General features: G+C 74.1%; 20 protein-coding genes. 11 read left to right on the forward strand and 9 right to left on the reverse strand.

Annotated features, from left to right (window positions below):
• Positions 1 to 111: 111 nt before the first annotated feature.
• Positions 112 to 1,578 carry an FAD-dependent oxidoreductase gene (locus ACFWFR_RS07145; protein WP_377622061.1) on the reverse strand — a complete coding sequence of 489 codons (1,467 nt, stop codon included), beginning with the start codon at positions 1,576 to 1,578 and terminating at the stop codon, positions 112 to 114.
• A 190-nt stretch (positions 1,579 to 1,768) separates the two neighbouring features.
• On the opposite strand from ACFWFR_RS07145, the gene ACFWFR_RS07150 reads away from it, so the two are divergent.
• Positions 1,769 to 2,251 carry an Lrp/AsnC family transcriptional regulator gene (locus ACFWFR_RS07150; RefSeq protein WP_191801589.1) on the forward strand — a complete coding sequence of 161 codons (483 nt, stop codon included), beginning with the start codon at positions 1,769 to 1,771 and terminating at the stop codon, positions 2,249 to 2,251.
• Here the strand turns inward: ACFWFR_RS07150 and ACFWFR_RS07155 are convergent.
• The 4 genes from ACFWFR_RS07155 to ACFWFR_RS07170 form a co-directional block, all read right to left on the reverse strand.
• On the reverse strand, positions 2,236 to 2,844 hold the full coding sequence (locus tag ACFWFR_RS07155) for a TetR/AcrR family transcriptional regulator (protein WP_377622063.1): 609 nt from the start codon (positions 2,842 to 2,844) through the stop codon (positions 2,236 to 2,238). The two genes, ACFWFR_RS07150 and ACFWFR_RS07155, sit on opposite strands and share 16 nt — an antisense overlap.
• A 51-nt stretch (positions 2,845 to 2,895) precedes the next feature.
• Positions 2,896 to 3,606, reverse strand: a complete 711-nt coding sequence (locus ACFWFR_RS07160) for an ABC transporter ATP-binding protein (protein WP_377622064.1) — start codon at positions 3,604 to 3,606, stop codon at positions 2,896 to 2,898.
• Positions 3,603 to 4,742 carry an ABC transporter permease gene (locus ACFWFR_RS07165; protein WP_377622066.1) on the reverse strand — a complete coding sequence of 380 codons (1,140 nt, stop codon included), beginning with the start codon at positions 4,740 to 4,742 and terminating at the stop codon, positions 3,603 to 3,605. Before ACFWFR_RS07165 ends, ACFWFR_RS07160 begins: the two co-directional genes overlap by 4 nt.
• A 145-nt stretch (positions 4,743 to 4,887) precedes the next feature.
• Complete coding sequence (locus ACFWFR_RS07170; RefSeq protein WP_377622068.1) at positions 4,888 to 5,889, reverse strand: NAD-dependent epimerase/dehydratase family protein; 1,002 nt, start codon at positions 5,887 to 5,889, stop codon at positions 4,888 to 4,890.
• A 141-nt stretch (positions 5,890 to 6,030) separates the two neighbouring features.
• Between ACFWFR_RS07170 and ACFWFR_RS07175 the strand changes: the two genes are divergently transcribed.
• Entirely contained in the window at positions 6,031 to 7,218 is a 1,188-nt protein-coding gene (locus ACFWFR_RS07175) for an SLC13 family permease (RefSeq protein WP_377622070.1), read from the forward strand.
• Between the two features lie 20 nt (positions 7,219 to 7,238).
• On the opposite strand, the gene ACFWFR_RS07180 is transcribed toward ACFWFR_RS07175, so the two are convergent.
• On the reverse strand, positions 7,239 to 7,994 hold the full coding sequence (locus tag ACFWFR_RS07180; RefSeq protein WP_377622072.1) for a hypothetical protein: 756 nt from the start codon (positions 7,992 to 7,994) through the stop codon (positions 7,239 to 7,241).
• Positions 7,995 to 8,127: 133 nt separating this feature from the next.
• Here ACFWFR_RS07180 and ACFWFR_RS07185 point away from each other — a divergent pair, with 133 nt between their 5' ends.
• The 4 genes from ACFWFR_RS07185 to ACFWFR_RS07200 all read left to right on the forward strand — a co-directional run bounded on the left by ACFWFR_RS07185 (position 8,128) and on the right by ACFWFR_RS07200 (position 11,198).
• On the forward strand, positions 8,128 to 8,463 hold the full coding sequence (locus ACFWFR_RS07185) for a YnfA family protein (protein WP_191801576.1): 336 nt from the start codon (positions 8,128 to 8,130) through the stop codon (positions 8,461 to 8,463).
• A gap of 101 nt (positions 8,464 to 8,564) precedes the next feature.
• Entirely contained in the window at positions 8,565 to 9,779 is a 1,215-nt protein-coding gene (locus tag ACFWFR_RS07190; RefSeq protein WP_377622074.1) for an LLM class flavin-dependent oxidoreductase, read from the forward strand.
• A 167-nt stretch (positions 9,780 to 9,946) separates the two neighbouring features.
• Positions 9,947 to 10,570: an FMN reductase gene (locus ACFWFR_RS07195; protein WP_377622075.1), complete on the forward strand. Its 624-nt coding sequence runs from the start codon at positions 9,947 to 9,949 to the stop codon at positions 10,568 to 10,570.
• Positions 10,571 to 10,691: 121 nt separating this feature from the next.
• Positions 10,692 to 11,198, forward strand: a complete 507-nt coding sequence (locus ACFWFR_RS07200) for a DoxX family membrane protein (RefSeq protein WP_191801573.1) — start codon at positions 10,692 to 10,694, stop codon at positions 11,196 to 11,198.
• A gap of 57 nt (positions 11,199 to 11,255) precedes the next feature.
• Here ACFWFR_RS07200 and ACFWFR_RS07205 read toward each other — a convergent pair whose 3' ends face one another.
• Both ACFWFR_RS07205 and ACFWFR_RS07210 read right to left on the reverse strand, forming a co-directional pair.
• The gene (locus ACFWFR_RS07205) at positions 11,256 to 12,242 is read right to left on the reverse strand and encodes a hypothetical protein (RefSeq protein WP_377622077.1); all 987 of its coding nucleotides are present in this window, start codon (positions 12,240 to 12,242) and stop codon (positions 11,256 to 11,258) included.
• Complete coding sequence (locus ACFWFR_RS07210) at positions 12,239 to 12,757, reverse strand: hypothetical protein (protein WP_377622079.1); 519 nt, start codon at positions 12,755 to 12,757, stop codon at positions 12,239 to 12,241. Before ACFWFR_RS07210 ends, ACFWFR_RS07205 begins: the two co-directional genes overlap by 4 nt.
• Positions 12,758 to 12,950: 193 nt before the next feature.
• Between ACFWFR_RS07210 and ACFWFR_RS07215 the strand changes: the two genes are divergently transcribed.
• Positions 12,951 to 14,324 (forward strand): ion channel protein, encoded by a 1,374-nt coding sequence (locus ACFWFR_RS07215; protein WP_377622081.1) that lies wholly within the window; start codon positions 12,951 to 12,953, stop codon positions 14,322 to 14,324.
• 29 nt (positions 14,325 to 14,353) lie between these two features.
• Here ACFWFR_RS07215 and ACFWFR_RS07220 read toward each other — a convergent pair whose 3' ends face one another.
• Positions 14,354 to 15,058 (reverse strand): M15 family metallopeptidase, encoded by a 705-nt coding sequence (locus tag ACFWFR_RS07220; protein WP_377622083.1) that lies wholly within the window; start codon positions 15,056 to 15,058, stop codon positions 14,354 to 14,356.
• Between the two features lie 297 nt (positions 15,059 to 15,355).
• Between ACFWFR_RS07220 and ACFWFR_RS07225 the strand changes: the two genes are divergently transcribed.
• The 4 genes from ACFWFR_RS07225 to ACFWFR_RS07240 all read left to right on the forward strand — a co-directional run bounded on the left by ACFWFR_RS07225 (position 15,356) and on the right by ACFWFR_RS07240 (position 21,113).
• Complete coding sequence (locus ACFWFR_RS07225) at positions 15,356 to 16,555, forward strand: sensor histidine kinase (RefSeq protein ID WP_377622085.1); 1,200 nt, start codon at positions 15,356 to 15,358, stop codon at positions 16,553 to 16,555.
• The gene (locus ACFWFR_RS07230) at positions 16,552 to 17,337 is read left to right on the forward strand and encodes a response regulator (RefSeq protein ID WP_377622087.1); all 786 of its coding nucleotides are present in this window, start codon (positions 16,552 to 16,554) and stop codon (positions 17,335 to 17,337) included. Before ACFWFR_RS07225 ends, ACFWFR_RS07230 begins: the two co-directional genes overlap by 4 nt.
• Positions 17,338 to 17,411: 74 nt before the next feature.
• On the forward strand, positions 17,412 to 18,212 hold the full coding sequence (gene thiD, locus ACFWFR_RS07235) for a bifunctional hydroxymethylpyrimidine kinase/phosphomethylpyrimidine kinase (RefSeq protein ID WP_191801566.1): 801 nt from the start codon (positions 17,412 to 17,414) through the stop codon (positions 18,210 to 18,212).
• A gap of 222 nt (positions 18,213 to 18,434) precedes the next feature.
• Positions 18,435 to 21,113 carry a phosphoenolpyruvate carboxylase gene (locus tag ACFWFR_RS07240; RefSeq protein ID WP_377622088.1) on the forward strand — a complete coding sequence of 893 codons (2,679 nt, stop codon included), beginning with the start codon at positions 18,435 to 18,437 and terminating at the stop codon, positions 21,111 to 21,113.
• Positions 21,114 to 21,187 lie beyond the last annotated feature (74 nt).

Consider the following 21,187-nt stretch of genomic DNA (forward strand, 5'->3'; position numbering starts at 1 on the left):
CCTTTATGTTTTTCTCCCCCCCTTAGCGGGCCCAAGCAGGGGCATCTACTCACTTCTCGGTGGCCGGGTTACAGGGTGGCCCCCCGGCCGGACGTCCACGCCCACGCCACCTCACCGCAGCGGGTCGAACGCCCTGATCTCCTGCGGCACCGTCCCCGTCACGATCTGCTCGGCGAGCAGTCTGCCCGTCGCGGGCCCGAGCACGATGCCCCACATCCCGTGCCCGCCCGCGACGTACACGCCGGGTGCCCGCGTCGCCCCGACCAGCGGCAGCCCGTCGGGGGTCACGGGCCGGGACCCGACCCACTCGTCGTGCCGGTCGTCGAGGTCGACGCCCTGGAAGAGGTCGCGCACCGACGCGAGGATCGCCTCGATGCGCCGCGGCTGGAACGGCTCGTCGGGACCGCGGAACTCCATGGTCCCCGCGATGCGGAACCGCCCCTGGTACGGCGTGCACGCCACGCGGCGGGACGGCAGGTAGATGGGTTGCTCGACGGGCAGGTCGGTCTTGACCGTGAACGAGTAGCCGCGCCCGGCCTGGACGAGCGTGCGCACGCCGAGCGGTCGCGCGAGCCCGGGCAGCCAGGCACCGGTCGCGAGGACCGCGACGTCGGCGACCACGGGGTCCTGCCCGTCCACGAGCGCCTGCACGCCACGCCCCTCCTGGGCGCGCAGCCCGGTGACGGTCGCACCGGTCACGATGCGCCCGCCGCGCGCACGGACCGCGTCGCCCAGCGCGCCGACGAACGGCCCGGGCTCGATGAACCGCTGGCCCTCGAGGGCGTAGACCGCGCGCACGCGGTCGGTGAGCTGCGCAGGACGTCCGACGGCGCCGCTCGCTTCGGGTGCTCGGCTCGCGTCCGGGGACGTCGAGGCGGAGGCGTGCCCGACGGCGCCGCTCGCCCCAGGTTCTCGGCCCCCGCCTGGCCGTGTCGCGGGGGTGGCGTGCCCGACGGCATCGCTCGCGCCGGTGCCCAGACCCGCGTCCGGGTGCGACGGACCGGAGCGGTGAGCTGCGCCGTCGGGCTGGTCGATGCGTCGCAGCGGGACCACCTGCCCGGCAGCCTCGACCTGGGCGATCTCGTGGAGGAACGGCGCGGCCTGCCTCTCGTCCTCGAACCCGATGGCGAACGGCCCGGGGGTCGAGCGCGCGGCGACGCCGTGCGCGCTGAGCTCGTCGAACGCGTCGAGAGCGAGCCGGTCGATCGGGGTGAGCGCCGCCATGGCGCGGTCCCACGCGCGCTGGGTCGCGTGCGCCGCGAACCGGGCGAGGAACGACCACAGGCGCGGGTCGAGCCGTGCCGGGACGTGCAGGGGCGCTGCCGGGTCGAGCAGCGCCTTGGGGGCGTAGGTCCACAGCGTGGGGTCGGCGAGCGGCATGGCCATGCCGGGCGTGAGCCAGCCGGCGTTGCCCCACGACGAGCCTGCGGCGACGCCCTCGCGGTCGAGGACCGTGACCTCGACACCGCGCTCCTGCAGGTGCCAGGCGGTCGCGAGACCCACCATGCCTGCCCCGACGACGACTGCCGTGCGGGGAGCGCGTGAACCGGTGGGGGTGGTGCGAGACGGGGTGGCCATCGGGGCTCCTTTGCCCTGGGACGAATTCGACCCGGCCTCGAGGATGCTGAGGCCGGGTCGTGGGAGACGGGTTGCGCCTCACCTCCAATGTTGGAGGGATCTTCGGTAGGGTTCAAGGCGAGCAGCCTGATCTTCGGAAATTGGCCCGCTCCACGAACATCCTTCTGCCGAGCAGGACGAAAGGGCGAGCATGCCGAACGACGTTCGGGCCGGGGCGGCCCACGTCCAGGCCGTGGTCCTCGACGAGACCGACCGCCGCATCCTCGCGCTCCTCGAGGCCGACGCGCGGGCCACGAACAAGGCCGTCGCGGACGCCGTGGGGATCGCGCCGTCGACGTGCCACACGCGCATCCGCTCGCTCCAGGAGCGCGGGGTCATCCAGGGGTTCCGCACCGAGGTGGACCCCGCGGCCATGGGGCGCAGCCTCCAGGCGCTCATCGCGATCCGCCTGCACTCGCACGCCCGCTCGGGGCTCACGGCGTTCCGCGACTACCTCGCGGGGCTGCCGAACGTCGAGGGCATCTACTTCGTGACGGGGGACCGCGACTTCATGGTGCACGTCGCGGTGCGGGACTCGGCCGCGCTGCGCGACCTGGTCGCGAGCACGCTGAGCGTGCGCCCCGAGGTCGCGGGCACGAGCACGACGCTGATCTTCGACTACCTCAAGCCCTGAGCGTCGCCTCGCTCGTCGGCCAGACGGTCGAGGAACGGTGCGACGAGCTCCTCGACGCTGCTCCACACGTCGTCGAGGGGGGTACCGGACTCGATCATGCGTGAGGCGGAGTTCACCACCGCGTTGACCAGCTCGGCCGAGCGGGCGGCGTCCCGGGCCCCGAGCGCCTGCAGCGCGTCACCCAGCGGCCGCACGAGCTCGTCGTGCATGGCGCGAGAACCTTCCATCACGGCGTTCGTCGGCCCGATGGTCGCGAGGGCCGTCGCGAGGGCGTGCTCCCCCTGGGCGACGAGCTCGAGGTTCGCGCGGACGTAGGCGACGACGCGGCCGCGGTCGTCGGGGGCCGCGTCCATGGCTCGTGCGACCGTGGCGGACCACCGGGGGAAGACGTCCTCGACCATGGCGAGCAGCAGGTCGTCCGCCGACCGGAAGTACTGGTACAGGCTGGGGCGGGCCAGACCCGCACGTTCGGCGAGCGCCGCGAACGTCGGCGGCCGGCCCGTCTCGGCGAGGAGCGACCGGGCGGCATCGAGGAGCACGCGCATCTGCGCCGCACGGTGCTCGGCGACGGTCGGGGCGCTGATGCGGGGCACGGCTCTCCTCACGGTGGCTTCCCTGCCCCGCCCGGGGCAGGGAAGCGTGGATCAAGCGCTCAGTCTCCCATCCTCCATGTGGACGACGCGGTCGCAGTGCTCGAGCACGTCGTGGTCGTGGGTCACCATGACGGTCGCGACGCCGTGCTCGTGGGTCTCTGCTGCGAGCAGCCGGACCACCTCGTGGCTGCGCGCACGGTCGAGCGCCGCCGTGGGCTCGTCGACGAGGAGCAGCGCGGGGGCCGTGACGAGGGCCCGCGCGATCCCCACGCGCTGTCGCTCTCCGCCGGACAGCTCGTGCGGTCGTCGGCCGGCCTTGTGCCCCATGCCCACCTGCTCGAGCAGGGTCAGGGGGTCGCGTCCCCGGTCCTTCCCGCCCGAGACGTGGAGCGCGAACCGGAGCTGGTCGAGCGCGGTCAGCGCGGGCAGGAGGTTGCCGGACTGGAACACGAAGCCGATGCGCTCGCGTCGCAGCTCGGCCTGCCCGGACGAGGGCAGGGCCGAGACGTCGGCACCGTCGATGCGGACCGTTCCCTCGCTCGGCCGGGTCAGCGCCCCGGCGACCGCGAGGAGGCTCGACTTGCCTGCCCCCGAGGGGCCGAGCACCGCGAGCAGCTCGCCCGGTGCGACGTCGAGGTGCACGTGGTCGAGGGCCCTGACGGTCGAGTCGCCGTCGCCGAGCGTGAGGGAGACGTCGTCGAGCACGAGCCCGGCGCCGGTCGGCGCGGACGTGTCTGCGATCTGCTGGGTGGGGTGCGTCATCGTTGGCCTCCGAGAGCCGTCAGGGGATCGACGTGGGCGATGCGACCGACCGAGGCGGCGGCGCCCGCGAGACCCAGGCCGACGAGCAGGACCGCGGCGAGCGCGAGGGGCCCGGCCTCGAGGGCGAACGGCATGGGGGTCGAGGTGAGCAGCGCGCCGAAGCCCACGCCCGCGACCATGCCCACCGCGGTGGACACCACGAGGAGCACCGCCGCCTGGCCGAGGGCGTCGCGCACGAGGTACGACGTCGAGGCGCCCATGGCGCGGGCCACGGCGATCTCGTGCTTGCGCTGGATGGTCCAGACCGTGAAGAAGGCACCGACGACGAGGGCCGAGATCGCGTAGAGGAAGACCTGGATGAGGTTGAGCGTGAGCGTCTCGGCCGCGTAGCCCGGCGATCCGTCGAAGGACTCGGTGAGCGAGACGGCCGTGGTGCCCGCGGCGGCGTCGCCGGCCGCGAGGTCGATCTCGGTGCCGTCGGCGGGGGCGAGCGCGACGGCGGTCGCCTCGTCGTACGCCTCGGGACGCACCTCGGCGGCGTCGGTCGCGCCGGCGTGGATCTCCTGCCAGGTCGTCAGCGGTACGTAGGCGACGTCGACGTGCCCGAACGTGTGCTGCCCGTCGAGCACGCCGACGATCGTGAGCTCGGTGCCCAGCCGTTCGATCGTCACGGTGTCCCCGACGCCGAGGCCCAGGTCGGCCACCGTCTCGCTGACGACGATCCCGTGCGGGTCCCCGAGGATCTCCCCGGTGGCCACGTCGGCCGTGGACGGCGCGACGAACGACCCCGGCTCGACGCCGAAGAGGGCCAGGTCGACGGCCTCCCCGCCGGGGCCCTCGGCGTTGACGAGCTGGTTGCCGAACAGTGCTGCGTCGGTGACGTCGTCGCGGGCGGCCCAGTGCTCGGCCTGCTCGCGGTCGACCGTGCTGCGGGAGAACGCGGAGTCGACGGAGGTGTCCGCGCCGAACGCGAAGGCCGCGACGGGCAGCTTCTTGAGGCCGGACACGCCGTCGTTGACGAGTCCCGAGGACAGGCCCGACAGGAGGACGACGAGCACGGACACGAGCGCGACGACACCCCCCATCAGGGCGAATCGTGAGCGCGCGAACGACAGCTCGCGCCACGCGAGAAACATGGTGCTCCTTCCGGGCCGGCACGGGTTGCCGACGCCATGTCGGTAAGGATACCAACGTCGCGTCGGCAACTAGTGCCGTCCCGGGTCCCGGGTCCCGGGTCCCGGGTCCCGGGTCCCGGGTCCCGGGGCCCTCGCCCCGGGGCCGTCAGAGCGCGAGCGCCCGAGCCTCCTTGTCCGGGTCGAGCCCCACCCGGGGGCGGTCCGCGCGCTGGGGGGCTCCGCCGTCGGGCTGGGACTGCAACCAGGCCCACGTGTCCGCGACCGTCTCCTCGACGGGCCGGTTGCGCAGGCCAGCCGCGACCGCGCGCGACACGTCGCCGCGGTGCAGCGTGTCGTGCAGCTCGCCCGGGGGGAGCCAGACGGGCAGCTCGGTCCAGGGCGCGATGCCCGCGGCCTCGATCACGTCGGGAGCGGTCCAGCGCAGCTCGGCGTCCGAGCCGGTCGCGGCCACGCACGCGTCGAGCAGCTCGCCCATGGTCGCGTGCCCGCTGGGGCTCACGACGTTGAACGGCCCGCTCAGGCCCTGCTCGGTCGCGTCGAGCACGAACGCCGCGAGGTCGCGCGCGTCCACGTACTGCAGGGGCAGCTCGCGCGGCCCGGGAGCGAGCACGGGTCCGCCGCGCGCGACGCGCTGCAACCACCACGGCAGGCGCCCGACGTTCTCCCACGGCCCCAGGATCAGGCCCGCCCGCGCGAGGATCGCGCGGTGCCCGAACGACTCCTCGACGGCCAGCTCGCCGCCGCGCTTGGCGCGCGCGTAGTCGACGTCGGCGCCGTCGTCGGGCGAGGCCTCCACGACGGGGGCGTCCTCGGCGAGGCCCGCGCCCGTCGGGTACGTGTAGACCGACCGGCTCGACACGTACACGTACCGGCCCACGCGGTCGTCGAGCAGGCGCGCAGCGTCGCCCACCGCGCTCGGCGCCCACGACCACGTGTCGACCGCGACGTCCCACTCGCCCGCGGCCAGGGCGTCCAGGCCCCCGACGGCGGAGCGGTCGCCGCGCAGGTCCCGCACCCCGGGCGGGGCGTCGCGCGTGCCCCGGTGGAACATGGTCACGTCCCAGCCGCGGGCCAGGGCGTCGTCGACGACCGCCCGACCCACGAACTCCGTCCCGCCCAGCACCAGCAACCGCGTCCCGTCCGTCATACCCCGACTCTGCCCGCTGCGAGGCGGGTGCGAAAGCCCGCGACGCCCGTGGCAGACGGCGCGGCGCGTGCGATAGTGACCCAGCCGCTCGTCGGGTAGCGGTGCGCGGGACGAGACGGGGTGCCGGGAGGGAAGAGTCGGATGGCCGGTCGTCGGGTGAAGGTGCCGCTGTGGTCGGTCGCGGTCGTGCTGGCCGGGATCGTCGTCGCGGCCGGGTGGCTCCCGCTCGACGCGGCCGGGGGGCTCGCCGAGCGGGTCGGGCCGATCCTGCTGTTCCTCGTCGCGATCACCGTCGTCGCCGAGATGTGCGCGGCCGCAGGCCTGTTCGACGCCGCAGCCTCCTGGGCGGTCCGGCTCGCCCGCGGGAGCCGGCTGCGCCTGTGGGGCCTCGTGGTCCTGCTCGCGTGCGTGTGCACGATCGTGCTCTCGCTCGACACCACGGCCGTGCTCGTCACGCCCGTGGTCCTGACCCTCGCGCGACGGACGGGGAGCAGGCCCCTGCCCTTCGCGCTCACGGTCCTCGCGCTCGCCAACACCGCGTCGCTGCTGCTGCCCGTCTCCAACCTGACGAACCTGCTCGCGGCCCACCGCTTCGCGAGGCTCGAGCCCGGGACCTCGTACACCGCGACCATGTGGCTGCCCGCCCTGGTCGTGATCGCCGTGACGGTCCTCTACCTGTTCGTGGCCCACCACCGGGACCTGCGCGGGACGTTCGACGCGGCGGCGCCCGCCACGGAGCGGGACCCCGTGCTCCTGCCGCTGGCCGCGCTGGTGACGGTCGCGCTCGGGGTGTGCTTCGCCGTCGGGCTGCCCGTGGCGCTCGTCGCGCTGGCCGGGGCCGTGCTGCTGCTGGCCGTGACGTTCGTTCGACGGCGCGACCTCGTGGCCCCCGTCGGAGAGCTCGTGCCGTGGCGGACCGTGCTGGTCGTCGCGTCGCTCTTCGTGGCGGTCGAGGCGTGGCAGGTCCACGGTCTCGGCGACCTGCTCGCCCGGTTCGCGGGGACCGGGAACGGGACCGGGGACCTGCTCCAGGTCGCCGGGGCCGGGGCCGTCGCGGCCAACGCGGTCAACAACCTGCCCGCCTACCTCGCGCTCGAGCCCGCGGCCGCGGGCGACCCCGCGCGGCTCGCGGCGCTCCTCGTCGGGGTGAACGCCGGCCCGTTGATCACGCCGTGGGCCTCGGTCGCGACCGTGCTCTGGTGGGTCCAGTGCTCACGCCACTGGATGGGCTTCCGCGAGGTCGGCTGGTGGCCGCTCGTGCGCCAGGGACTGGTCCTCGCGCCCCTGGCCGTGGTCACCGGGGCGCTCGCGGTCGCGGCGGTCGCGTAGGCCCACCCGCGGGCGAGCCCTCAGGCCCGCACGCCGATCCACAGCGTCCCGTGCTCGAGCCCGACGCTGCGGTGCTCGACGAACCCGATCGCCCGCATCCCCTCGACGCGCGCCGGGTCGACGATCGCCGTGAACAGGGGCCCGTCCACGGGGAGCCCGTCGAGGGAGTGCTGGGCGCTCGCGGGCGCGTCGACGAGGCGGCGCAGCGTGTCCGTCCGGTCCGCGCCCTCGACGTCGGGGGCCACGGCCGCCGCGACGAGGACGAGGCGCGGGCGCACGGCGTCGAGCGCGTCGGCGATCGCGGACTGCGCGACGCCCAGCGCCTGACGTGTCGCGACGCGGACCGGCTCGTCGTCGGCCGGCTCGTCGAGCGGGTCGACGCCCACCTCGCGGACCAGGACCTCGCGGAGCTCGTCCTCGAAGGCGGGGACCTCGGGGGGCAGCCACACGGTCGCGGCCCGGAGCCCGTCGGCGTCCTCGGCGACCCAGATCTCGCCCTGCTCGAGGATCCCGTGGCTCAGGACCAGGCGCGTCGCGGACGAGAGCTGCTCGGGGTCGACGGGCGCGTCGGGACGGCCGTCGCCGTCGAGGTCGACCACGGGGTGGTCGGCCGTGAGCAGCCGGGCGACGCCGGGCACGTCGACGAAGCGCGCGCGCCGGACGGTCACGTGCGGCGTCCCGGCGGGCGTATCGGCGGACCCGGGCGGCGCGAGGCGCGCTTCCGTCGCGCTGTGTGCGCCACCCGGCTGGGCGGTGGGGTGCGTGGCGTCGGGCATCGGGTCTCCGGTCCTCGGGGCTGTGGCCTCTCGCCAGTCTGGTCCCGGAGCCTGTGAGGGGACTGTGCGCGAAGATGTGGTGCGCTGCCGGGCCCCGCTCGCCCCGCTGCCCGCCCGACCCCGAGGAGATCCCATGACCGTCCTGCGCTCGATCCTGCTCTTCGGTGCTGCCGCGCTCTTCGAGATCGGTGGCGCGTGGCTGGTCTGGCAGGGAGTCCGCGAGCACAAGGGGTGGGTGTGGATCGGGGCGGGGATCGTCGCGCTCGGGCTCTACGGGTTCTTCGCGACGCTCCAGCCGGACGCGAGCTTCGGGCGGATCCTCGCGGCGTACGGGGGAGTGTTCGTCGCGGGGTCGCTCGTGTGGGGCATGGCGGTCGACGGCTTCCGGCCCGACCGCTGGGACGTGGCCGGCGCGCTGCTGTGCCTCGTGGGGGTCGCGGTCATCATGTACGCGCCGCGCCCGGCGTGACCCACGCCACTCCCTGGCACGGGGAATAACCTCGGCACCCTCCCGGTTCTCCTCCAAGTACATGCAAATGCATCAACTTGTAGGACGAGGGAGCAACCCCCATGCAGTTCGGAATCTTCACCGTCGGCGACGTCACCACCGACCCCGTCACCGGTCGCACGCCCAACGACACCGAGCGCGTGCGGTCCATGCTCACCATCGCGAAGCACGCGGACGAGGCCGGCCTCGACGTGTTCGCCACGGGTGAGCACCACAACCCCCCGTTCGTCCCGTCGTCCCCCACGACCATGCTCGGCTACCTCGCCGGGCAGACGAAGAACATCATCCTGTCGACCTCCACGACGCTCATCACCACCAACGACCCGGTGAAGATCGCCGAGGACTACGCGATGCTCCAGGTCATCTCGGACGGTCGCATGGACCTCATGATGGGCCGCGGCAACACCGGCCCCGTCTACCCGTGGTTCGGCAAGGACATCCGCGAGGGCGTCAACCTCGCGATCGAGAACTACGCGCTGCTGCGCCGCCTCTGGGAGGAGGAGGTCGTGGACTGGCAGGGCAAGTACCGGACGCCGCTCCAGGGCTTCACGGCCACGCCGCGCCCGCTCGACGGCGTCGCGCCCTTCGTGTGGCACGGCTCGATCCGCACCCCGGAGATCGCCGAGCAGGCCGCCTACTACGGTGACGGCTTCTTCCACAACAACATCTTCTGGCCCATCAGCCACACCAAGCAGATGGTCCAGTACTACCGCCAGCGCTTCGAGCACTACGGGCACGGACAGGCGGACCAGGCGATCGTCGGGCTCGGCGGCCAGGTCTTCATGCGCAAGAACTCGCAGGACGCGGTGCGCGAGTTCCGGCCCTACTTCGACAACGCGCCCGTCTACGGGCACGGCCCGTCGCTCGAGGACTTCAGCGCGCAGACCCCGTTGACCGTGGGCAGCCCGCAGGAGGTCATCGACCGCTACGGCGCCATGCGCGAGCACGTGGGCGACTACCAGCGCCAGCTCTTCCTCATGGACCACGCGGGCCTGCCCCTCAAGACGGTCCTCGAGCAGATCGACCTGCTGGCCGGCGAGGTCGTCCCCGTGCTCCGCAAGGAGATGGAGGCCAAGCGTCCCGCCCACGTCCCGAGCGACCCGCCGAGCCACGCCCAGCGCGTCGCGAAGGCCCGTGCCGAGGGCAAGATCGCGGAGCAGGTCGTCGCGGCCGCCGACCACTGGACGGGCAAGACCGCAGAAGACGACATCCAGGCGGCAGAGGCCGCCGAGGGCGCCGTGGACACCGCCCGCAAGGGCTCCGCGTTCGGTCTCTGACCGGACGCCCGCCCGGGGGAGACCCCGGGCGGCCCGGGCCGCCCTCGTGGCCAGGGGCGGCCCGGACCCCAGCACCACCCGGCAGGCCACGAGAGCACCACGCACCGCCCGCCGCACGCATCGTGCGGCACACTCGAAGAACACTCACGAACCAGGAGCACCACCTCATGACCGCTCGCCAGATCGTCGCGATCTCCGCCGGCCTCGGCCAGCCGTCCTCGACCCGCCTGCTCGCCGACCGTCTCTCCGCCGCCACGGTGGCCGAGCTCGGCGACCTGGGCGTGTCCGCCGAGGTCACGACGGTCGAGCTGCGCGACGTCGCCCACGCCATCACCGACGCGATGCTCACGGGCTTCGCGAGCGGCGACCTCGCCGAGGTGATCGAGAAGGTCACGGGCGCCGACGCGCTCGTCCTGGTCACCCCGCTGTTCACGACCACCTACTCGGGGCTCTTCAAGTCCTTCGTCGACATCCTCGACAAGGACTCGCTCCAGGGCGTGCCCGTGCTGCTGGGTGCGACGGGCGGCACGTCGCGCCACTCGCTGGCCGTCGAGTACTCGATGCGCCCGCTGTTCACGTACCTGCACGCGGACGTCGCGACGACGTCGGTGTTCGCGGCCACGGACGACTGGGCCGCCGAGGGTGACAGCACGGACGGCGCGGGCCCGCTCCCGGCCCGTATCCGCAGGGCGGCCAAGGAGCTCGCGGGCACGGTCGCGGCCCGCGACCCGCGCACCACGACGGGCATGTTCGACGGCGTGCCCTCGTTCGCGCAGATGTTCGGCCAGTAGCCGCGCCGACCGGGTGAAAACGCGGTGTGACCCGCATCACTCACCCGGTCCGCGGTCTCCTTCTGGATGTGCGCCCGACGACGAGGCGCCGACAACCCACCACATCCAGAAAGGCACGTCCATGTCCACCCTCTCCGTCGACGGCCCGGCGATCTCCCGCCGAGGCTCCGTCTCCACCCACCTGAGCGACGCCGTCGACGCCCTCGCTCGCCTCCTGACCCGCTGGTCCGTCCCGGCGCTGCGCGTCTCGCTCGGGCTGGTCTTCCTCGGGTTCGGGATCCTGAAGTTCTTCCCCGGGGCCAGCCCGGCCGAGGTCGTCGCCGAACGCACGATCGACACCCTGACCCTCGGGCTGGTCCACGGCTCGGTCGCCGTGGTCGGCACGGCGGTCGTCGAGTGCTTCATCGGGATCACGCTCGTCACGGGGTACCTGCTGCGCGCGGGCCTCGTGGTCCTGGCCGGCGCGTTCGTGGGCATCCTCGCCCCGACGGTCCTGTTCTTCGACGAGCTGTTCGGCTCGGGCATGACGCTCCTGGGCCAGTACGTGCTCAAGGACGTCGTCCTGGTCGCCGCCGCGACGGTCGTCGGGGCCTACGCGCTCGGCGCCCGGCTGCGTCGCACGAGCTGAGCGACCCACCGGCAGACGAGCACCACCGGACGCAGCACGAGGAGCGGCGGACGGCGGTCACGGACCCACCGTGACCCCCGTCCGCCGCTCTTCGTCGTCGGGCGCCCCGGGGGCCTCGGCGCCCTCGGCCCCCGTCCCGGGGCGCCGACCCGTGCCCCTGCCAGGGCCGAGCACAGCACCGAGCAGCCGCTGGTCGGGCCGCAGCGCGAGGGGAACCGCGACCGCGGCCGCCGTCAGGACCCACGCCGAGTAGTCCAGCCCGAGGAACACCCAGATGCTGCCGTGCATCGCGGCGGCCGCGAGCACGAACGGGATCCGCGTGACCCGGATCGCGAGCCACAGGGGAGCCGTGAGCTCGAGCGCGAGCGCCCCGCCCGCGAGGGCCTGCGTGAGCACGGGCTGGTCCGCGACGGTCTGGACCCACCGGGCGCCGAACGGGGACCCGCCCGCTCCCTGGCGCAGCACCCAGGACATGTTGTCGCTGAGGACCCACTCGGGGCCGCTGTGCCGCAGCTTCTGCGCGCCGGTCAGGAAGTACACCGTGGCGAGGGTCGCGAGGGCGGCCCGCGGCGGCCATCCCCAGGCCGAGCCACGCAGCGTGGTGTGCGCGGGGCGTGGTGGCTCGGTGGCGAGCAGCAGCGCGACCGCGACAGTGACGGCCAGGACGTCGTTGTGCAGCACCTTGCCCGAGCTGCCCCACAGGGCGGTGAGCGCGGTGTACGCGCACCACGCGAGCACGAACCCGGCACGCCCCCTGCGGTGCGCGACGACGAGCGCGACGCCCGTGAGCCCCGCGACCTGGACTGCGACGAGCAGCCACGCGGGCGGGGTCAGGGCCAGCCAGCCCATGACGTTGCCGTGGTCGGTGAGCGCCGCGGGGCGGCGGGCGATCGCGGTCCAGTCACGCGTGGCCAGACGCAGACCGATCACGAGCGCGAGCAGCGTGCGGACCTCGAGCATCCGGTGCGCCGGGCCGGGGGCGAGCAGCGCCCGGTCGACGGCGAGCGCGGTCCGGCGCAACGACGACCCGGCGGCGCCGCTCACGGTGTGACGTCCAGGACCGTCTCGCGGGACCGCTCGACCCACTGGTCGGCCCCCGCGGGCAGGGTCCGCACGGTGCGCTCGAGCCGCACCGAGCGCACGGTCCGGGGGTCGATCCCGGCCAGCCCCAGCCAGGCCGTCACCATCTCCTGACGCCGGTCGGGCGCGGCGCCCGCAAGGTCCTGGTACTGGCGGGTCGTGGTGGCGAGGGGGGCGTCGCGGTCGGCCGGCCGCACGACCACGTCCCCCTCGGCGGTCGCGGCCACGAGGTCGAGGCTCACCGTCGTGCCCGTGCGCACCTCGCTGAAGAGCCGGTACGCCGTGAACGGCCACAGCTCGGCCTCGACGGCGGCGGTGAGCAGGAGAGCGAGGACGAGCCCGTAGGTCACGAGGCGTGCGCGGCGCTGGCCGGTCGACGGGGAGGCGGGCGCGGCCGCTCGCGTGGTTGCGTCGGGCCACGGCGCGGCCCACGCGGGTCGGCGGCTCTGCGCTGTGCGCGCGTCGTTGCGGAGGGTCACGTCTCGACCCTCCCAAGGGGGAGGGGGGAGGGACATCGGCCCGACGGCGGCTCGCACCTCGGCCCGTGGGTGCGGTCCGCGCGGGGCGGGTTCAGCCCGGGGGCTGATGCGCCGTCGTCGGGTCTCCCGATCCTCCTCCCGGGCCGCGGGCCCTCCCCGGGCGCGCTCGCGCCCTGCGTGCCACGCTGGGCGCATGCCCGACCGGCACGACGACGCGTCAGCCACGCCTCCACCGGCGCCCGCCCCCAGCCCGCCGGACGCCCCCGCGCTGCGCACGCTGCTCGAGCTCTCGCTCCCGGCACTGCTGATCGGGATCGTCGCGGCGGTCGTGCTGTGGGCGCTCGACCAGGCGTCCGCAGCGGTCGAGGACGTCCTGTGGACGGACCTGCCGGGCGCGCTGGGCGTGGACCCCGACGCGCGCTGGTGGATCTTCGCGATGCTGACCGGCGCGGGGCTGCTCGTGGGCCTGGTCGTGTGGCTCGTGCCGGGGCACGGAGGCCGGGACTCGGCGACGACCGAGCTCATCGCGCCCCCGCTGCCGCTGCACGTCCTGCCGAGCCTCGTGATCGTCACGGTCCTGGGGCTGGCCGGCGGCGTGAGCCTGGGCCCGGAGAACCCGATCATCGCGATCAACACCGCGCTGCTCGTGGCCGTCGTCGCGCGGCTGTGGCCCAAGGTCCCCACGGACCTCGTCGTGATGCTCGCGGCGTCCGCGACGATCGGCGCGCTGTTCGGCACCCCGGTCGCGGCCGCGCTCGTGTTCACGGGGGTCGTCGCGGGCTTCCGCAGCGGGGGCCCGCTGTTCGACCGGTTGTTCCTGCCGCTCGTCTCGGCCGGTGCGGGCGCCATCACCATGGACGCGATCGGCCGCCCGTTCGCCGCGATGGACCTGCCCGACCTCGGCATCCCGGACATCGGCGACGTGGGGACCTCCCTCCTGATCGCGACCGCCGCGGCGGGCCTGGCGCTGCTCGGGGTCCTCGCGTTCCCGCACGTGCACCGCTTCTTCCACTCGATGCGCAACCCCGTGCTCTACGTGACGCTCGGCGGCGTGGTGCTGGGCGTCCTGGGCGCGATCGGCGGGCCGCTCACGCTGTTCAAGGGGTCGGAGCAGTCGTTCGAGCTCGTCCAGCAGCGTGCCGACTTCTCGACGTGGAACCTCGTGCTCATCTTCGCGATCAAGCTCGTCGCGCTCGTGGTCGCCGCGGCCGCAGGCTTCCGGGGAGGGCGGATCTTCCCCGCGGTGTTCATCGGGGTCGCGGCCGGCGTCACGGTCAACGCCGCGCTGCCGGGGATCCCGCTCGGACTGTCGATCGCGAGCGGGGTGCTCGGGGTCGTGCTGGCCGTGGGACGCGACGGATGGGTCGCGCTGTTCGTCGCGGTCGCGGTCGTGGGCGACGTGGGCGTCCTGCCGCTGCTGTGCATCGCGATCCTGCCCGTGTGGCTCCTGGTGCGCAGCGCTCCCGAGATGCTGGCTGCTCCCGACCCGTCGGAGGAGCCCCCGACCCCGACGGCCCACCCCTCAGCTGACGGCCCCGTGCCGGGACCGCGGACCGGGACGCCCTAGCCGGACCGCTCCAAGGGGTCGCCCCGACCTCACTCCCACCCCACGCGCGAGTCCTCGTGCATCTCGGGGCACGTCCCGCCGGGTTCGATGACGGCCTCGAAGTGCCACATCTCGTTCGCGTAGGTCCGGCACAGGCCCAGCTCCGCGCCGTGCTCGCCGAGCCAGAGCGCGCCCTCGGTCGCCCCGACGTCGATCGCCGTGCCCGCCACGTGCGCCGAGGCCTCGGGCGGCAGGACCCACCTCTTGGCCTCCTCGAGCGAGCCGCGCTTGCGGACCACGTCCTCGACCACCTGGGCCTGCTCATCGGCCGACCGCCACCCCGAGACGAGCGTCAGCTCGATCCCGTCCTCGGCCGCGAGCGCCTGCGCCTGCTCGAACCGGCGGACCAGCTCGGGGTCGAGCCCGGTCGCGGGTGCCTCGGCCGCCGAGCCGGTCGCGTCCGGGGCCGCTCCCGCGCCACGGCCGGCCCCGGAGACGGCCCCGGACGACGGGGTGTCGGGGGCCAGCAGCCGGTACGCCGAGACCCCGCACGCGACGAGCGCGGCGACGACGACCGCGGCGTAGACGCGGTCCGCGGGGCTCCGGGGTCGACGAGCCGAGCCCGCGGACGAGCGACCGGACGGCCACGCCCGACCGGACCGGGCTCGCGGCCTGCCCCGTCGCGCAGGTCGTGGGCCCGCGGCGCCCGGGCCAGGCACGAGCGAGTCGAAGCTCGGCGGCGGGGGTGGGGGCACGGGGCTCGTCGGCGGAGGGGGTGACGGCACAGCGCTCGTGGGAGCTGCACCCGACGGTGCAGCAGCGGCCGGGCCGACCGGCAGGGAACCGACAGGGGGCGGAGGAGGGACGTCGAAGGTCATGTCTCGACCCTCGCCGCGCGGCCCTGTCCGGGGCATCGCCCCCCGGGGCCGTCCTCGCCCTGTCCGCAGGGCGCGTCGCACCCGGGTGCGTTCGTCCCCGGGGCGGACGCGACGTCGTCGGACACCAGCCCCAGGGCGGACTCGCCCCGGGGCGGTCCTCGCTACGGTGGGAGCGTGCAGCCCACCCGCCGTGCGCCCGAGCGGGCCCAGGACCTCTTCGTCGCGCTCGCGGTCGGGCTGGCCTGGTTCGGCGGAGTCTGGTTCATGTACCGGGGCGACTACTGGACGCCGTGGAACATCCAGCCGTACTGGTGGAACGGGATCTGGCTCGTCCTGACGCTCTCCCTGAGGCGGGTCGCGCCCGGCGCGATCTTCTGGGTGACCGTCTTCTTCCTGCCGGTCGTCGACCCCGGCCTCATACAGAGCTACTTCCTTCTCCTCCCGCTGTTCGTCGCGGCCTTCGTCGCGACCCGCGAGGGGGCCGTGCCGCCTGTCGTCGCGGCCCTCGCGGCGGGCATCTGCGGGTGGTCTGTGCACATGTTGGGCGGGCTGTACCTCATGGGATCGCACCTGTACATCGGTGAGGTCGGGTCCGGCTCGTCCCCCTCGGCCATCCTCACCACGGTCGCCCTGGCGCTCGCGGCCGTGGCGTTCGGGTGGATGGTCCGGCGCATCGCCGTGACGGGGGAGGCCCTGCGCGAGCGCAACGAGGAGCTCACGGCCCTGCAGGGTGCTCTGGCCCAGCAGGCGGTGCACGCCGAGCGCACGCGCATCGCCCGCGAGCTGCACGACGTCGTCGCGCACCACATGTCCGCGATCGTCGTCCGGGCGCAGGCCGCGGACCGCGTCGCGCCCAACCAGCCCCAGGCACCGGCCGAGGCGGTCACCTGGATCGCCGAGGAGGGCAAGAAGGCGCTGACCTCGATGCGGTCGGTCGTGCACGTGCTGCGCCGCGAGACCGGGGAGGCGCTCGAGCTCGCCCCCGCCCCCGCGCTCGACGACGTCCGGGCCGCGGCCGCCCGCCTGACCGAGGCCGGCCGGGAGGTCGAGCTCGACCTGCCCGACGACCTGGGCGACCTGCGGCCCGAGGTGAGCCTCGCCGTCGTGCGCATCGCCCAGGAGGGCCTGACGAACGTGCTGCTGCACTCGCTCGCCCCGCGCCTGCGCCTCGAGATCGTCGCGACGCCCGGGTACGTGCGCGTCGCGGTCCGCGACCCCGGGCCACCCCTGCCCGACAACCCCGACCTGCACGGCGGCAACGGCCTGCTGAACATGCGCGAACGAGCCCTGTCCTGCGGCGGCACGCTGTCCGCAGGACCCGACCAGAGCGGCGGCTGGCGCGTCCAGGCCGTCCTGCCCCGGGAGACCCCATGAGCCACAGTCCCGTCCCGTTCCCCCGCCCGGAGGACCGGCGCCCACCGGCCCCCGCCACCCTGCACGTCGTCGCGGAGAGCCGGCCGTTCACCGAGCCCGTGCGCGTCGTCGTGGTCGACGACCAGGCGACCATCCGCCTGGGCCTGCGCATGATCCTCGACAACGAGCCCGACATCACGGTCGTGGGCGAGGCCGCCGACGGCGTCCAGGGCGTCCGCATGGCCCGCGCCCTGCTGCCCGACGTCGTCCTCATGGACGTGCGCATGCCCCACCTCAACGGGATCGACGCGGCGGCCCAGATCTCCGCCGACCCGGCGCTCGCGGGCGTGCGCACGCTCGTCCTGACGACGTTCGACGACGACGAGTACGTCTACGGCGCGCTGCGGGCCGGGGCTGCGGGGTTCCTGCTCAAGGACGCCGACCCCGAGTCGCTCGTGAGCGCGGTCCACCGCGTGCGGGCGGGCGACAGCCTGCTCGACCCCGGTGTCACGCGCAGGATCATCGAGCGGTACGTCGAGCTCTCCGACTGGCACGCGGGCTCGGGCGTCGCGAGCGCCCCCGGCGTCGGGTCGGGGCTCGAGCTAGCGACCCCGCGCGAGCGCGAGGTCCTGCTGGCCGTCGCGCGCGGCCTGTCCAACAAGGAGATCGGGGACGAGCTCTTCCTCTCGGAGGCGACCGTCAAGAGCCACGTGCGCTCGCTCCTGACCAAGGTGGGGCTCACGAACCGCGTCCAGCTCGTGATCCTCGCGTACGAGGCGGAGCTGGTCCGCCCGGGTCGGTGAGCCGCGCGGCGTAGGCTTTCCCGGGGGCTCGGCCCCGGTCCCACCACTCTTCCTCGAAGGACACAGGCAGCACCATGGTCAACCTCGCGTACGTCATCGCCGGATCGGAAGCCACCGGGGGAGCCGGTATCCAGGCCGACCTCAAGACGTTCCAGGAGCTGGGCGTCTACGGCGTCGGGACCCTGACGTGCATCGTGTCGTTCGATCCCCAGAACGACTGGGGCCACCGGTTCGTCCCGGTCGAGCCGCAGGTCATCGCGGACCAGTTCGAGGCCGCGACCAGCACGTACGACCTCGACGTCGTGAAGATCGGCATGCTCGGCACGCCCGCGACGATCGACGTCGTGGCCGAGTCGCTCGCGAGCCAGCGCTGGCACCACGTGGTCCTCGACCCGGTCCTGATCTGCAAGGGCCAGGAGCCGGGCGCGGCCCTCGACACCGACACCGCGCTGCGCGAGAAGATCCTGCCGTTCGCGACGGTCATCACCCCCAACGTGTTCGAGGCCAAGATCCTGTCGGGCATGGACACGATCGAGTCGGTCGACGACCTGGTCGAGGCCGCCGAGCGCATCCACGCGCTGGGCCCGGATTTCGTGGTCGTCAAGGGCGGCGTCGAGCTGCCGGGCCCGGACGCGGTCGACGTCCTGTTCGACGGCCAGGAGATCACGGTCTTCTCCGTGCCCAAGGTGGGCGAGGAGCGCGTGAGCGGGGCGGGCTGCACGTTCGCCGCGGCGATCACCGCGGAGCTCGCCAAGGGCAACGACGTCGAGCGCGCCGTGGGCGTCGCGAAGCAGCTGGTCACCGAGGCGATCGAGGCGCGCGTGAGCTCCCACGCGCCGTTCGACACGGTGTGGCAGGGCGCGTACACGGACTGACACGGCACGGGAGGGGCGCGGCGGCAGGGTGGTCGCGCCCCGGCCCGACGACGTCACGCGCCCGGGCGGGGTCTCCTCGCCCGGGCGTCGTGCTGCCCGGGGAACCGACTGCTCCCCGGGGCGCGCTCTCGCGGTCCGGGAGCCCCTCGCGGGCCGACCCGGACCGACCACCAGGCAGACGCATGGACGCGCCGGGACCCGGAGCACTTAGGCTTCCGACCTGTGAGCGACAACCTTCCCCCCGAATCCACCGACGGCAACGGCCGCACGGGCGCCCGGCACGAGGTCCCGGCGCCGCTGCGTGACGACGTCCGCCTCCTCGGCCGACTGCTCGGCACGGTCCTGACGGAGACGGGGGACCCCGCGCTGCTCGACGACGTCGAGCACCTGCGCGAGCTCTCGATCCGCGCGTACGGCGAGCACGCCGACGCCGCGCTCGAGGAGGCCGAACGCCTCGTCGAGAGCTTCAGCCACGAGCGCGCCGAGCAGGTCGCCCGCGCGTTCACGGTCTACTTCCACCTGGCGAACCTCGCCGAGGAGCACCACCGGGTGCGCGTCCTGCACGACCGCGAGGCCGAGCTGGCCCCGTCCGTGGTCGACGACACGCTGCCCGAGGCCTTCACGCAGCTCGCGGACGAGGTCGGTCACGCCGAGGCGCTCGCCCGGCTCCAGCGGCTCGAGTTCCGCCCGGTCCTGACGGCCCACCCGACCGAGGCCCGCCGTCGGGCCGTGTCCGCCTCGATCCGGCGCCTGTCCGCGCTGCTGACCGAGCGCGACGGCCTGCCGGCCGGCGGCGCGTCGCTCGCCGAGAACGAGCGCAAGCTCCTCGCCGAGATCGACGGCCTGTGGCGCACGTCCCCGATCCGCGCCGCGAAGCCGACCCCGCTCGACGAGGTCCGCACCGCGATGAGCGTGTTCGACGCGACCCTCTTCTCGGTGTTCCCCACCGTCTACCGCCGCCTCGACGACTGGCTCCTGGCCGACAAGGCGGGCCACGACCGCCCGCTCGCCGCACCGTTCGTGCGCCTGGGCACCTGGATCGGTGGCGACCGCGACGGCAACCCGAACGTGACCGCCGAGACCACGCGCCAGGCTGCGGCCATCGCGGCCGACCATGCGCTCCGGGCCCTCGAGCAGGCGGCCCAGCGGATCGGGCGCACGCTCACGCTCGACGAGCAGGGCACGCCCGCGTCCGACGGCCTGCGCTCGCTGTGGCAGAAGCAGCGTCAGCTCTCCGAGGCCATCACGGCCGAGGCGGCGTCCGAGTCGCCGTCCGAGCCGCACCGCGCGGTCATGCTCGTCGTGGCCCGCCGCGTCGCGGCGACGCGCCTGCGCGACGCGGACCTCGCGTACCAGACGCCCGAGCAGCTCGAGGCGGACTTCAAGGTCGTCCAGGACTCGCTCATCGCGGCAGGTGCGCCCCGCGCTGCCTACGGCGACCTGCAGCAGCTCGTGTGGCAGGTCCAGACCTTCGGGTTCCACCTGGCCGAGCTCGAGGTCCGTCAGCACTCGCAGGTCCACGAGGCCGCCCTCGCGGAGATCGCGGAGCACGGCGTGCACGGCCAGCTGTCCGACCGCACGCGCGAGGTCCTCGACACCTACCGCGCGATCGGCTCGATCCAGCAGCGCTACGGCATCCGTGCCGCGCGCCGCTACATCGTCTCGTTCACGCAGAAGCCCGAGCACCTGGCCGCGGTCTACCAGCTCGCCGAGCACGCGTTCGAGGGCGCCGACGACGCGCCCGTGATCGACGCGATCCCGCTGTTCGAGACCTTCGCCGACCTCGAGGCGAGCGTCGAGATCCTCGAGGCCTCGCTCGAGCTGCCCCAGGTCCAGCGCCGGCTCGCGGAGAACGGCCGCAAGGTCGAGGTCATGCTCGGCTACTCGGACTCCTCGAAGGACGTCGGCCCGGTCTCGGCCACGCTCGCGCTGCACTCCGCGCAGAGCCGCATCGCCGAGTGGGCGCAGCGCCACGAGATCAACCTGACGCTGTTCCACGGCCGTGGTGGCGCGCTCGGGCGCGGCGGCGGCCCCGCGAACCGCGCGGTCCTGGCCCAGCCCCCGGGCTCGGTCGACGGCCGGTTCAAGCTGACCGAGCAGGGCGAGGTCATCACGGCCCGCTACGGCGACGCGACCATCGCCGCCCGGCACATCGAGCAGGTGGCGGCCGCGACGCTGCTCGCCTCCGCTCCGTCGGTCGAGCGCCGCAACGCCGAGGCCACCGCGCGCTTCGCCGACGTCGCCGCCGCGCTCGACTCGTCGTCGCGCGAGCACTTCCACGCGCTCGTCCGCAGCGAGGGGTTCCCGCAGTGGTTCTCCGAGGTCACCCCGCTCGAGGAGGTCGGCCTGCTGCCGATCGGCTCGCGCCCGGCCCGCCGCGGCCTGTCGGTCGAGTCGCTCGAGGACCTGCGCGCCATCCCGTGGGTCTTCTCGTGGTCGCAGGCCCGCATCAACCTGGCCGGCTGGTACGGCCTGGGCACCTCGCTCCGCGAGTTCGGCGACCTCGAGCGGCTGCGCGAGGCGCACCGCGACTGGCCGCTGTTCGCGACGCTCATCGACAACGTCGAGATGTCGCTCGCCAAGGCCGACGAGCGGATCGCGGAGCGCTACCTCGCGCTCGGCGACCGTGACGACCTGGCCGCGAAGATCCTCGAGGAGCTGCGCCTGACGCGCGAGTGGGTCCTGAAGATCTCGGGGAGCGAGTGGCCGTTGGCCGGTCGCCGTGTCCTGGGCCGCGCGGTCCAGCTCCGCAGCCCGTACGTCGACGCGCTGTCGCTGCTCCAGCTGCGTGCGCTGCGCGGCCTGCGCTCGGGCGCCGAGGGCCAGTACAAGGACGGTCTGCAGCACCTGCTGCTGCTCACGGTCAACGGCGTCGCGGCCGGCCTGCAGAACACGGGCTGACCTCTCGCCGGACATGCGCTGGGCGTCCGGGCTAGACCCCCGGTCGGGCGCCCCCCCCAAGCTAGGCCCACGCC

The sequence above is a fragment of the Oerskovia sp. NPDC060287 genome (assembly GCF_042726775.1).
In the GTDB taxonomy this organism is placed as follows: domain Bacteria; phylum Actinomycetota; class Actinomycetes; order Actinomycetales; family Cellulomonadaceae; genus Oerskovia; species Oerskovia merdavium.

Coding starts and splice junctions, on each gene's coding strand:
- ACFWFR_RS07145 (WP_377622061.1), bottom strand. CDS start 1,578: ATGGCCACCCCGTCTCGCACCACCCCCACCGGTTCACGCGCTCCCCGC.
- ACFWFR_RS07150 (WP_191801589.1), top strand. CDS start 1,769: ATGCCGAACGACGTTCGGGCCGGGGCGGCCCACGTCCAGGCCGTGGTC.
- ACFWFR_RS07160 (WP_377622064.1), bottom strand. CDS start 3,606: ATGACGCACCCCACCCAGCAGATCGCAGACACGTCCGCGCCGACCGGC.
- ACFWFR_RS07165 (WP_377622066.1), bottom strand. CDS start 4,742: ATGTTTCTCGCGTGGCGCGAGCTGTCGTTCGCGCGCTCACGATTCGCC.
- ACFWFR_RS07170 (WP_377622068.1), bottom strand. CDS start 5,889: ATGACGGACGGGACGCGGTTGCTGGTGCTGGGCGGGACGGAGTTCGTG.
- ACFWFR_RS07175 (WP_377622070.1), top strand. CDS start 6,031: ATGGCCGGTCGTCGGGTGAAGGTGCCGCTGTGGTCGGTCGCGGTCGTG.
- ACFWFR_RS07180 (WP_377622072.1), bottom strand. CDS start 7,994: ATGCCCGACGCCACGCACCCCACCGCCCAGCCGGGTGGCGCACACAGC.
- ACFWFR_RS07185 (WP_191801576.1), top strand. CDS start 8,128: ATGACCGTCCTGCGCTCGATCCTGCTCTTCGGTGCTGCCGCGCTCTTC.
- ACFWFR_RS07190 (WP_377622074.1), top strand. CDS start 8,565: ATGCAGTTCGGAATCTTCACCGTCGGCGACGTCACCACCGACCCCGTC.
- ACFWFR_RS07195 (WP_377622075.1), top strand. CDS start 9,947: ATGACCGCTCGCCAGATCGTCGCGATCTCCGCCGGCCTCGGCCAGCCG.
- ACFWFR_RS07200 (WP_191801573.1), top strand. CDS start 10,692: ATGTCCACCCTCTCCGTCGACGGCCCGGCGATCTCCCGCCGAGGCTCC.
- ACFWFR_RS07215 (WP_377622081.1), top strand. CDS start 12,951: ATGCCCGACCGGCACGACGACGCGTCAGCCACGCCTCCACCGGCGCCC.
- ACFWFR_RS07230 (WP_377622087.1), top strand. CDS start 16,552: ATGAGCCACAGTCCCGTCCCGTTCCCCCGCCCGGAGGACCGGCGCCCA.
- thiD (WP_191801566.1), top strand. CDS start 17,412: ATGGTCAACCTCGCGTACGTCATCGCCGGATCGGAAGCCACCGGGGGA.